Here is a 12,563-nt window from a genome sequence, read left to right on the forward strand (position 1 = left end):
TGCCAAAAAGCGTACAAAATGTTTCTTTTAATATATACCATGTTAGAATAAAAGCCTATTGTCCCGAAAGGAAGCACAAATCATGAGCAAAAAAGACCCCCCCATGACAAAGCTTCAGGGAAATTCTTGCCGTTTTTCTTCTTTTTTATTTGGAACTTTATGTATTTGTTTTTTTCTTCTCTTCAGTGCATTAGGTATATGGCAAGTACAACGGTTAAACTGGAAAACAAATCTTATCACCAGTACCAATCAGCGCATTCATTTACCCCCCATAAAAGCCCCTCCAAAAAATCAATGGTCAGATGTTACTTTTGAAAAATATGAATATCAACCTGTTATTATCACAGGAAAATTTTTAACAGATAAAAATATTTTAGTCACTGCTGCCGCTCAAAATACTACAGGCTATTGGGTTTTGACTCCTTTACAAACTGCTGATAATACACTGATCTTTATCAACCGTGGCTTTATCCCCATGGATGAACGTAACAATTTTCAAAACACAGAGCAATCACATACAAATGCCTTATCTCAGCAAAATTCTACCACAGACACAGAACAAACAACGATTATAGGTTTATTACGCATGAGTGAAAAAAATGGATTTTTCCCGCGTAAAAATAATCCTGACAAAAATTTATGGTATACGCGCGATCTCCCCGCTATAGCACAAAAACTTGGTTTGTCCACTGTTGCCCCTTATTTCATTGATGCCAGAAAAACATCTCCACAAGCAAAACTTCCCGTCGTTGGTCTTACGATTATCCATTTTCGAAATAATCATCTCGTTTATGCAATCACGTGGTTTATTTTAGCTGCTGGTGTGTTAGGAGGTTTTCTTTTTCTGCTACGGCAAAAAAACTAAAAAAAATACCTCTTCCATCTCAAGTAACAAAAATTTTTAGAATCTTGAAAACTGATAAAGAGAATAAAATCTACCAACTTGCGCCTTTGTTAAATTAAAGATCATAGGCATACAATGAACTTTATACCATCCACAAAAGATTTACGCGACACTCTATAAAAAAACATCATAAAACAAGGGTTTATTCATTAAAAATGTAATGCCCAAAAATGTGAAGCAATGCATTATCTCCACTCTATAAAAAATTCACTCTTAAAAAACATTGTCATAAACGCTTTTGAAAAATATAAAGTTAAATTTAAAAATGATAGGAAAGATGAGCACTCATTTTTGCCTTTATAATTTTATATTCTTGCTTCATTAGATTATTTCCCATTTCAGAGATTACTCCAATTGATATACGCAATACTTTCGCCTTCATCTAGTATAAAGGCTAATATAGCAGAGAACATACGGATGCATTTTTTGTTTCAAAACTGCTATGAAGATGAGATATTGAGTTATAAGCAACAAAAAAATATTTAATGTCTCAATGAGACTTTTATACCTATCACCACACCTCAAATGAGAGGTTTTTACAGGATAATAGAAAAAGGTGAATCATCCTATATTCTAAAAAGACAGTTTATCCTTTCAGTGTATTTTGCTAAAGGCTTATGCTATAAACGTATAAGCGTGTTTTACTAGAATTTTAACTCTTTCATTTTTAAGGCTGCTGTTATGGGTGTTGTTGCCAAAAATTTTCCCATACCTGATCTTCATCGGGTTCGTCGTGTTCTCTTTTCTGTGTCTGATAAAACGGGTGTGGTTGCTTTTGCACAAGCCCTTCATGCTACTTACAATGTTGAATTGATTTCAACAGGAGGAACAGCAAAAACCCTCATAGCAGCTGGTTTACCCGTAAAAGATGTTGCTGAAGTTACCGGATTTCCTGAAATAATGGATGGGCGTGTAAAAACACTCCATCCTTTGATTCATGGTGCTTTGTTAGGGGTAAGAGAAGATCCTAACCATAGGGAAGCTATGGAAAAGAACAGCATTCATGGAATTGATCTTTTGGTGGTGAATCTTTACCCTTTTGAAGAGACGATCCTTTCGGGAGCTGATGGGCAAACGATTCTTGAAAATATTGATATCGGTGGACCGGCGATGGTTCGCGCCGCGGCAAAAAATTATGCTTATACCGGTGTTGTAACAGCGATAAAAGATTATGATTCGATTCTAGCTGAATTAAAGCAGCATAATGGATGTTTAAGCTTATCTATGCGTCATCAGCTAGCAATGCGCGCTTATGCACACACCGCTGCTTATGATACGGCAATAGCATCGTGGTTTGCAAGGGATTTAGAAATTGAAACTCCATCGTGGCAGAGTTTTTCTGGTCATCTTGAAAGTGTTATGCGCTATGGAGAAAATCCACATCAACAGGCAGCATTTTATCGCAATAATGAAAAACGTTTTGGTATTGCAACAGCAAAACTTTTACAAGGCAAAGCGCTTTCTTATAACAATCTGAATGATACAGATGCAGCCTTTGAACTTGTGGCAGAATTTAATCCGCAAAAAACCGCTGCTGTCGCTCTTATTAAACATGCCAATCCTTGTGGTGTTGCGGAAGGAGAAAATTTGAAAGAAGCTTATTTGAAAGCTCTTATGTGTGATAATGTATCGGCATTTGGTGGAATTGTTGCTTTAAATCAAACCCTTGATGAGGAATGTGCTGAAGAGATTGTTAAAATTTTTACAGAAGTGATTATTGCTCCTGATGCCACAATGGCGGCACGTGAAATTATTGCCAAGAAAAAAAATCTTCGTTTGCTCATTACAGGTGGAGTTCCTGATCCACGTTGTGGAGGACTTCTTGCGAAAACACTTGCAGGAGGCATTTTAGTGCAATCACGTGATAACGTGGTAGTCGATGATCTTAAATTGCAAGTAGTGACAAAGCGGGCACCAACTCAAGATGAAATGCGTGATCTTCAATTTGCTTTTCGTGTAGCAAAACACGTTAAATCAAATGCTATTGTGTACGCGAAAAATAGCGCAACAGTTGGAATTGGAGCCGGACAAATGAGCCGCATCGATTCAGCAAAAATTGCTGCAAGTAAAGCAGCAGAAAGTGCGCAAAGAGCAGGCTTAACAGAAACCCTTACAAAAGGATCTGTTGTTGCATCAGATGCATTTTTTCCTTTTTCTGATGGTTTATTAGCAGCAGCTGAAGCAGGAGCAACAGCAGTTATTCAACCAGGAGGCTCCATGCGTGATGAAGAAGTTATCGCCGCTGCTGATGCACAGGGGTTAGCGATGATTTTTACAGGAACACGTCACTTCCGCCATTAATAATTTTGCTGCTTTTCTTTTCGTATGAGACAAATGTTTCAAGGAATTTTTCATAATTATCGTATGACTATTGATAAATGTTGAAATGGAAGCAGTTATTCAATCCAAAGAAGCTACACGTGAAGAAGTTTATCACCGCAGAAAATGCACATAATTTAGCCATTGGTTAGGGATAAGATGTTCTTGTTGATGTTTTTAATGGTTAACTTTTCGCATGAGAAAAATGTTAAAGGGACATTATCTTGTATTAGATGCATACCTGCTATGATATTATAACACAACTCTTTTTAGTAATATACTCTATTCTTAAACTAAAGAGTGTAATGAAAAGTTTGAGTAGAGGATATGAATATTCTACGTTTTTATAGTAATTGGCGCCGTTATCGTCGAACCGTTAATGCGTTAAGTCGTCTTTCAACATATGAACTCAGCGATCTTGGAATTTGTCGAGGTGATATTGATTCAATTGCACGACGTTATTCGCGTAGATCTTTATGAAAATTGTTTAAGATATTTGAGAGAATGCTTTGCTATAAAAAAGCGCGCATTTTGTGGTTTGTTATTATAACTTCATTTTTAGTATAATAACAAAGAGCAGAAGAGTTATTTTTCTCGGCCATTGTTATGTATTGTTTCTCGAATTTTCAATGCTTCTGTGATGTACAACATTTGATTTGTAATAATAATTTAGCGTTATTCATATTAAATTAGAACCCCGAATACCGTAAAATTCTTCCATTTCAAATCTGTGTATGTTGAATCAACCAAAACCATTCGCCTGCACGTTACAAGCGGGGGAGCTGTATGGATAAAAGCTATTAAGAAAAGGCTAAAAATGCCTCTTATGAACTATCTCTAGTGCCAAGAGCTTGTTACAAACATTGGGCACTGATAAATAGTGTGATAGTGCCGAACTGCTCCTTCATAAGCATAAAGATGGGGGGTGCTTAATGGATTTACCGTTATACCCATCACGGGCATCGTCGCAAAATAGGCTTGGAAGCGTTAAGGGATTTTTCTTTAAAATAAGTCCGTGAATATACAATACAATAGCGCTCTGTTTTTCGTGAAGAGCGTAATCCTATTAATGCAACTCTCTCAGAGAGAAATATTGATCCCAACAGCACACTTAAAAACTTATCGAAGATAAGCAACGGCTTAATTTTCTCTCCATATCTTTAAAGGATCAAAATCCTTAACTAGTACTCATCTGTCAACAATGGTCTTTCAAAAAACCTTTTTTCTGGAGCCAATCCCTTTTAGCATCACCTCATGAGATTCTATGAGCAAACCTTGCCTAAAAACATCCAACCCATACTCTAACAAAACTCTTCATGTATAAAATTGATATGATCTTCAAATTTTGAGAATATTACCACAATAAACAATAATGTTTTGCGACACGCAAAATAAAACGCAATATACTATGGGTTGGAACAATGTTCTAATTTTTTATCAAACGCTTTACGGATAAAACGCCAACGAACTTTTTCCTGAAATGCAGGACGAAAATATAAAACAATCTGTTGTGTCCGTTGTGGACCTGTTAATTCTGCAAAATCAATCGAATCTTCAAGACAAATATCTGCGTCAGGCGATATAAAATACCATATTTGTTCACTCTTCACGTTCTCGTTCTTTACGGCTAAACACACACGTTTGCCATCATAGTTAACTTCAACTTGTGGATGAAGATGAAACCGAACAGCAACATAATTTTGTTCATTTTGCACACTCTTGTGTCTCTTTCTCCCTTTATTTGGCATAAAAAAGCGATCAAAACCTTCGATCGTATCTCCATTTGTCGCCAAAATAAGACCACGCTCATGAATAAGATTAAAGGGTCGCACATAACCATTATGACTCGCAATAAAACCTGTCTTCTCTGAATCCTCTATACGGCACACTTGAACATCTGTTGGTCCATCAAACAAAAATGGCGCGCCATTTTTCTTTTTATGATAAAAAGCACCCACTGAACAATCATTAAGCGTAGCTGTTGAATGTGCTGCAGTAACACGCCCTAAATGTCGATACTCTTCCCGCCCATCAGGATTAACACCGGCATTGATAATAAAACGGTGCCCTTGTGAAGACATTTCAAAAGACAAACACCCCGAACAAGCCTGCTGTGCTACAGAGCGAGGTGGAAACTTTCCTGTATCTGCAAGCACTGTTGTTTGATTGGCTTTTAAGCGCTGAAATCCTGAATAACGGGCATAACTAAAAGGATGTCCTCCTGTTTCATCAAGCTCCAAAAGTGATGATAACCGTTCCGATACAAGGGGACCAACCCCATTAAAATGGGCCAACGTTTGATCCTCATGGATAAAGAATCGTAAAGCTGGCAACATACGCTCAACAGAATCAATCAAAATACGGGGTGCTGTTTCATTGCTACGCATAAAAAGATGCCGTAACGACAATAAATCCGATAACAAATTCAGCAAAATAACAGGACTACGGGAAATATGCCCACCATCAACTAGGATTTGACGGGAAAGCTCCTCTATAAGTGTGGTTTGTACCTTTTTTTTCACTGCCGCTGAAACAGGCAAAGCAAGAGATGCGAATGTCAAAGCCACTGCTGCTTGTAAACGTTGATCATTGTGCTCCATACTACAAACTGTTACGCGCAAATAACGAAATTGCAAACCAAGTGCACGTAAAAAGCGTTTTTCAAACCGTTCACTTGCCCCTTCTAACAACATTTTCGAATGACAAATCCATGAAATCAAGCGCCGCGCCACAACAGGATCACTCCAAGCAAGCCCTTTTACCTTCTTACCAGCATGGTCAAACCAGTCTTCTAAAAGAGAGCGTGCATGTGCAGAAGCTAAATCACTTCCTGCTGCCTCCATATGGCGCAACCAATGAAAATCATGTAGAGCCGCTTCCCATTCTAGCGTTGGTGGAACCAATGAAAACGGCGAAACAGCACCAGAATGAACAATGTGACCAGCAAAAGCAAAACGACCATGATAAAATTCATGCGCCATCATCGGATCAGCTACATGCAAATCCATGGGATGCGCTAAAATTTTATGAGGACGAAACCCTGAAAATCGCCAACGAAACAATGGTCCAACCCATAAACGCCGCATAACATTCTGTATCGTATCGATACAGGCTGCCACTTTTACCTGAGGAGCTTTTACCGCAACCGCCAAAATTTCATCTCCATTTATGCTGAATCAAATACAATTTCGACCATTTTTGTAAATGAAGCGTTAATTAAGCAATTTTTCGTAAGCGCGCAGCGAAAAAACCATCCATTCCTAAAAATACGGTTTTCTCAGCATCAAAATTTTTATGACAAAAATCCGCAGGCGTTGTCCGTAACACCCCCTCACAAAGCAAATGCTCCAGTGCTCCTATTTCCTCTGGACAAATAGGGTCTAAAACAATGTCATTGCGTGTCGACAAAATTTTCTCAATAAGATCTTCACCTTCTTCTCTTGCCAATGAACAATTGGAAAAAACAATCCGCCCCTCTACCTTCACCAAAGAAATTGCTGCGACAAGCAAATCATATTGCAACGCCGCTAACTTGACGATATCATCCTTCGATTTCGTCCATAAAATATCTGGATGACGACGGATTGTTCCTGTAGAAGAACAAGGAGCATCAAGAAGAACCGCATCAAAAAGCTGTGTGGGATAGAAATTTCTCACATCGCCCTGCCAAATGTGAACTGAAAAATGAAGCCGTTCCATATTTTCTTTTAAACGCTTTATGCGGTTAGCAGAAAGCTCAATTGCAGTCACCTCAGCCCCTTGCAAAGCCAATTGTGCTGTTTTTCCCCCAGGGCTCGCACAAAGATCAGAAACGCGTTTACCCTCAATACTCCCAAGTAAACAAGCAGGCAACGATGCAGCGAAATCTTGAACCCACCAAGACCCTTCACGATAGCCTGGTAAATCAGAAACAGAACACTCCAGACGATTCAATCGAACAGAACCATTGGGCAATACCACACCACCAAGCCTTTCAGCCCATCCACCACTATCAGATTTCACTGTCAAATCGAGAGGGGGTTCCACACTTTGAATTGCGATAATCTGATGTGCCTTTTCTGTTCCATAAGCTGACACTAAAAGTTGTCCAAACCACGCTGGAACACCTTCAATGGTAGGAACTTGTTGGCGTAAAGGCTCTGCCTCACGCGCAACATTGCGCAAAAGAGCATTCACTACCCCTGAAAAACGGCGCATTCGAGGATCAAGTTTCGCCACACGCACAGCTAAATCAATAGCCGCATGATCAGGAATATCAAGATAAAGAATTTGTGCAACACTGATATGCAAAAGATTCTGAAGTGAAAGTGCTTGTGAAGGCAAAGGACGCGCCAAAAAGCGTGAGAGAGCCGCCATAATCTGCCCTCGATGACGCAATGAAGCTGTTAAAATAGCCCGACATAACAAACGATCTCGTTGTGAAAGTTTTAAATATTGTGGATTTCCGTGTTCATTATCTGTCAAACCAGAAAGAGGCGTGTACTTATCAACTACCGCCCCAAAAAGACGCACACACACCTGCCGAACAGCTAATCCTGGAACATTTTTTTCAGACACATGCCCCGCTTTTTTGTGTTTCAAAACACCACCTTTATATCACAGTTTTCTCAAAAGCTCCCTCAATAACTCTATGAACGAGATCTTTTTGAATTTTCATAACGAAGCCAAGAAGGACGTTTTGTAACACGTTGAAAAGAACTGTTTTCCTGTTCACCTAATACATGAGTCTGACCACTATGAAAATCTCCATAGTTCATCCCGCTGCTTTTTTCATGTATAGCGTCTTCTTTATTCCATCCCACACTTTTGGCAAGAGCCCCTTTCATCTCTTCTGCTTGCTGATAAAGAGCAGCGATACGATTTGCAGTTGCTGGATGTGTCGAAAAAAGACTATCCGCTCCCTCACCGCTCAAAGGATTAATAATAAACAGATGCGCGGTTGCTGGATTATGCTCTGCTTCTTCATTATATACCCCACGTCCCCCATCAGCAATCTTACGCAATGCCGAAGCCAACCATAAAGGATTACCACATATTTCAGCCCCTCTACGATCCGCAGCATATTCCCGTGTACGGCTAATCGCCATTTGCACCAGCATCGCTGCAAAAGGCGCCACAAGCAATGCAATAAATCCTCCAATTGCCCCTGCGCCATGAGAATCTTCTGAAGAGTTACGCTGTCCTCCCATAAAGAAAGCAAAATTACCAAGCATTGAAATTGCCCCTGCAATCGTTGCGGTTAGAGTCATTGTTAACGTATCACGATGCTCAATATGTGCGAGCTCATGCGCCATAACGCCGGCAATTTCCTCAGCGCTTAACCGCTCTAACAACCCAGTACTTGCAGCAACAGCTGCATTTTGCGGATTACGTCCCGTCGCAAAAGCATTTGGCTGTGCATTCTCAATAACATAAATTTTTGGTTGAGGAAGAGAAGCTTTTTTAGCTAAATCGCTTACAATCTTATAATAAACTGGTGCTGAATGCTGATCAACTTCACGCGCCCCGTACATGCGTAAAACGATTTTATCTGAATTCCAATAAGAAAAAAAGTTTAAACCACTTGCCATCAAAAGAGCAATGACCATGCCACCACCCCCTCCAACAAGATAACCAACTCCCATAAAAAGAGCAGTTAAAAAAGCCAAAAGCATAGCTGTACGCATTATATTCATTACTCAAAAAACTCCATGATAAAAGTCAATCAATACTATATGATGGTGTTTTCTTTCTGCTTCTTCAATGGAATAGGTGTAAAATGAATAAAAAAGATGAGAAAACAAGCAAAAAAAATGCAACTGTCGTTAAACAGCAATCTCTTTCTCCCGCAGCACAACGCGCCCTTAAAGAAGCTGAAGAAAGACGAAAACGCGCAGCAAAAAAAGAACAACCTTTAGAAAACGGCGGACGCGGCGGCAAAGACCCTTCCCGCTATGGAGACTGGGAAATTAAAGGCCGCGCCATTGATTTTTAAAACCATTGATTTAAAAAAAACGGCGCAATTTAAACAAGCAGCTTTTTAATGAAAATCCGTTTTTGATAGACAAAAACGGATAATATTTATTTTTCTAAAGCTTTTAAAAACACATTGATTAAACAATCATGCTTCTTATGCTGAAGCAGATTCTGCTTCAGCCGCTGCCGCTGCTTCTTCTGCTGCTTGCTTTGCTGCTGCTATACGTTCTTGTGCTTTTTTACCCAGTTCACCTTTATGTGGATTATTACGAGTTGGACGCTTTTTCAAGCCAGCTGCATCTAAAAACCGTAAAACGCGATCTGTTGGTTGAGCCCCTTGCCCAAGCCAATATTGGATACGTTCTTCATTAAGTTTCACCCTCGGTCCATCTTTAGGCAACATTGGATCCCATGCACCAACACGTTCAAGAAACCGCCCATCGCGCGGACTACGAACATCTGCAACGACGATATGATAGTAAGGACGTTTTTTTGAACCTCCACGGGACAAACGAATTTTCAATGCCATATTTTATCTCCTATTGTCAGCTCTGGCTTTCGTTTAAATTGACTTTTTTTGTTTTTTGCTCTTCAGCAATAACTTCATGATGACTCACAACTTCTTTAATAATAAATTTTAAAAATCTTTCAGCAAAATCAGGATCAAGATCACTATCCATAGCCAATTGCCGCAAACGCGCTACCTGATATTGCTCACGCAGAGGATCTACTTTAGGTAAATCATAACGCGCTTTTAAGCGCCCAACAGCTTTCGTACAACGAAACCGCTCTGCTAAGATATGAATCAAAGTTGCATCAAAATTATCAATGGATGCTCGTAAATGTGCCAATTCGTTTAATACTGTTTCCTGCATTATATTCCTTTCCCTCTTTACATCTTATTTTTTCTTAGGATGCTGAGGAAAATTTCCCCCATCGACAATGCCATTGGAAAGACCAGGAAATGTAGGTCCACGCTTAGGAAGTCTGGGCAAGAGCTTCCCTCCATTACCATTTTCAATTTGCTTTTGAAGCGTTGAGAATTGCTTTGGATCCAATCCCGACAAATCCGGCATAGCTGGAGAATCCCCTCCCAAGTTTCCCATACCACCAAAACCCATTTTGGAACCAAGGCCTCCCAACATCTTTCCCATAAAACCACTTTTTCCTTTACCACCCATGGCTTTCATCATATCAGCCATTTGGCGATACATCTTCAAAAGTTTATTAATATCAGCCGCTGTCGTACCAGACCCCTTAGCAATTCGTTGTTTGCGGCTATGTTTTAAAAGCTCTGGATTCGCCCGCTCTTTGGGTGTCATAGATGAAATAATGGCCAATTGACGATCAAACAAACGATCATCAAACCCCGCAGCCGCAATCTGCTCTTTGACCTTCCCCATTCCTGGCAACATGCCCATAATACCGCCCATTCCACCCAGTTTTTTCATTTTCTGCAACTGTTCTGCAAGATCATTCAGATCAAATTTTCCAGCTTGCATTTTTTTTGCAAAAGCAGCAGCTTTCTCGTGATCCATTGTTTCAGCAGCTTTTTCAACCAAAGAAACAATATCCCCCATTCCGAGAATACGATCAGCAATACGACTGGGATGAAATTCTTCTAAAGCATCTATTTTTTCACCAGTTCCAATTGCTTTAATTGGTTTACCTGTAACAGCACGCATAGAAAGAGCAGCGCCACCACGCCCATCACTATCCATACGTGTTAAAATAATCCCCGTAATCCCTACACGCTCATCAAAAGAACGAGCAAGATGAACGGCATCTTGCCCCGTCAAACTATCAGCCACCAACATAATCTCATGAGGAAGGGAACATGCTTTAATTTCAGCCAATTCGAGCATCAAAGCTTCATCAATATGATTACGTCCTGCTGTGTCAAGAAGAAGCACGTCATAACCACCCAATTTAGCAGCCTGTACGGCACGTGATGCAATATCAACAGGCAGCTGACCCGCAATAATAGGCAAGCTTGCAAGTTTTGCCTGTTCTCCCAATTGGCGCAATTGCTCCTGTGCAGCGGGACGGCGTGTATCTAATGACGCCATGAGAACTTTTTTATTGTGCTTATCAGTAAAACGTTTTGCAAGCTTTGCTGTTGTGGTTGTTTTTCCCGAACCTTGCAAACCAGTCATCATGATAACAACTGGAGCTGGTGCATTTAAATCACTCAGAACGCTTTCATTTCCAAGAATATGAACCAATTCATCATGAACAATTTTAACCACCATTTGGCCTGGTTTAATTGATTTAACGATTTCGGCCCCAACAGCTTTTTCCCGAACTCTATCGGTAAAAGAGCGCACAACATCAAGAGCAACATCAGCTTCCAATAAAGCGCGACGAATTTCACGCAGCGCCTCTACAACATCCTGATCCGATAAAGCGCCACGTCCCGTCAAATGAGACAGGATAGAACCAAGTCGCTCTTGCAAGGATTCAAACATCATTTACCTCATTGTTGCATAACAAACAAACCAAAATAGCATCCGAGAACGCATCGCGCCGTCGGATGTTGACCTCTGAGATCTCTTTATACCCTTAAACTGGGGTCTCAGTCGGTGGCTCCAAGTTAATTTTGTCACTGAAAGCTTGCTCCTTCAAACAATAAAACCCCAGCTTTGTCAAGTTTTATCATAAAATATCTTTTTATACGAAGAAATAAAAACAACAAATACTATACTTCAAAACTTTCAACTTCAACACGCATAAAACAACCTGTTTCCTGTTCCATGCTCCATAATTTTCCGCTAGAGATATCAAACCAAACACCATGCAATGTCAAAAAACCTTGATCTTTGCGAAGCTTTATCCACGGAAACGTCTCTAAATTTCTCAACGAATGGCGAATAGAAAGCTGCTCTAATGCCGTCTGTTTTTCTGGCCAAGACAACGACTTATTATTCAAAACGATTTCTGCTGCTGGTGCTAAAAGACTTATCCATTGACCGATAAAATCATTTGATAATAAAGATTTATATGTCTCATTAAGAGCAGTACGAATGCCTCCACAATGGGCATGACCAAAAACGACAATATGTCTCACCTCAAGCAATTGCACAGCATATTCAAGAGCTGCTGATGTTGCGTGATATTGGTCATCAGGAGAAAAAGGAGGAACCACATTCGCCACGTTGCGCAGAGTGAAAATTTCCCCTGGCTTAGCATCAAAAATCATTTCTGGTACTGCACGCGAATCACAACAAGCAATGACCAAAACTTCAGGTTTCTGCCCCTCAATCGCCAATTGCTGATAATCTGCTATTTTATATAAAAAATGATTGTTTATAAAGTTTTGGTAACCACTTAAAAGTCTTTCTGGTAAATGCGCCATTCTCTCTTTACTTTTGCTTCTTTTTTTACT

The 12,563-nt window shown here is 39.8% G+C and carries 11 protein-coding genes; 4 read left to right on the forward strand and 7 right to left on the reverse strand.

The window, feature by feature from the left end:
• Positions 1-82: 82 nt before the first annotated feature.
• From ACFIMC_RS07310 to ACFIMC_RS07320, 3 genes are all read left to right on the forward strand, one after another.
• Complete coding sequence (locus ACFIMC_RS07310) at positions 83-865, forward strand: SURF1 family protein (RefSeq protein ID WP_375632432.1); 783 nt, start codon at positions 83-85, stop codon at positions 863-865.
• A 720-nt stretch (positions 866-1,585) separates the two neighbouring features.
• Positions 1,586-3,205: a bifunctional phosphoribosylaminoimidazolecarboxamide formyltransferase/IMP cyclohydrolase gene (gene purH, locus ACFIMC_RS07315; RefSeq protein WP_375680964.1), complete on the forward strand. Its 1,620-nt coding sequence runs from the start codon at positions 1,586-1,588 to the stop codon at positions 3,203-3,205.
• A gap of 345 nt (positions 3,206-3,550) precedes the next feature.
• The gene (locus tag ACFIMC_RS07320) at positions 3,551-3,703 is read left to right on the forward strand and encodes a DUF1127 domain-containing protein (RefSeq protein ID WP_375612720.1); all 153 of its coding nucleotides are present in this window, start codon (positions 3,551-3,553) and stop codon (positions 3,701-3,703) included.
• A 926-nt stretch (positions 3,704-4,629) separates the two neighbouring features.
• On the opposite strand, the gene ACFIMC_RS07325 is transcribed toward ACFIMC_RS07320, so the two are convergent.
• The 3 genes from ACFIMC_RS07325 to htpX all read right to left on the reverse strand — a co-directional run bounded on the left by ACFIMC_RS07325 (position 4,630) and on the right by htpX (position 8,898).
• On the reverse strand, positions 4,630-6,375 hold the full coding sequence (locus ACFIMC_RS07325; RefSeq protein WP_375612721.1) for a heparinase II/III family protein: 1,746 nt from the start codon (positions 6,373-6,375) through the stop codon (positions 4,630-4,632).
• A 64-nt stretch (positions 6,376-6,439) separates the two neighbouring features.
• The gene (locus ACFIMC_RS07330) at positions 6,440-7,804 is read right to left on the reverse strand and encodes an RsmB/NOP family class I SAM-dependent RNA methyltransferase (protein ID WP_375634343.1); all 1,365 of its coding nucleotides are present in this window, start codon (positions 7,802-7,804) and stop codon (positions 6,440-6,442) included.
• Between the two features lie 47 nt (positions 7,805-7,851).
• Positions 7,852-8,898 (reverse strand): zinc metalloprotease HtpX, encoded by a 1,047-nt coding sequence (gene htpX, locus ACFIMC_RS07335; RefSeq protein WP_375634341.1) that lies wholly within the window; start codon positions 8,896-8,898, stop codon positions 7,852-7,854.
• Positions 8,899-8,981: 83 nt separating this feature from the next.
• Here htpX and ACFIMC_RS07340 point away from each other — a divergent pair, with 83 nt between their 5' ends.
• Entirely contained in the window at positions 8,982-9,197 is a 216-nt protein-coding gene (locus tag ACFIMC_RS07340) for a DUF1674 domain-containing protein (protein WP_273790074.1), read from the forward strand.
• Between the two features lie 135 nt (positions 9,198-9,332).
• On the opposite strand, the gene rpsP is transcribed toward ACFIMC_RS07340, so the two are convergent.
• From rpsP to ACFIMC_RS07360, 4 genes are all read right to left on the reverse strand, one after another.
• Positions 9,333-9,707: a 30S ribosomal protein S16 gene (gene rpsP, locus ACFIMC_RS07345; protein ID WP_375654305.1), complete on the reverse strand. Its 375-nt coding sequence runs from the start codon at positions 9,705-9,707 to the stop codon at positions 9,333-9,335.
• Positions 9,708-9,723: 16 nt separating this feature from the next.
• Entirely contained in the window at positions 9,724-10,053 is a 330-nt protein-coding gene (locus tag ACFIMC_RS07350) for a chorismate mutase (protein ID WP_273790075.1), read from the reverse strand.
• A gap of 24 nt (positions 10,054-10,077) precedes the next feature.
• The gene (gene ffh, locus ACFIMC_RS07355) at positions 10,078-11,646 is read right to left on the reverse strand and encodes a signal recognition particle protein (protein ID WP_375671997.1); all 1,569 of its coding nucleotides are present in this window, start codon (positions 11,644-11,646) and stop codon (positions 10,078-10,080) included.
• A 230-nt stretch (positions 11,647-11,876) separates the two neighbouring features.
• On the reverse strand, positions 11,877-12,533 hold the full coding sequence (locus tag ACFIMC_RS07360) for a carbonic anhydrase (RefSeq protein WP_375612226.1): 657 nt from the start codon (positions 12,531-12,533) through the stop codon (positions 11,877-11,879).
• Positions 12,534-12,563: the final 30 nt, after the last annotated feature.

The sequence above is a fragment of the Bartonella sp. AP21QHHD genome (assembly GCF_042196205.1).
GTDB lineage: Bacteria > Pseudomonadota > Alphaproteobacteria > Rhizobiales > Rhizobiaceae > Bartonella.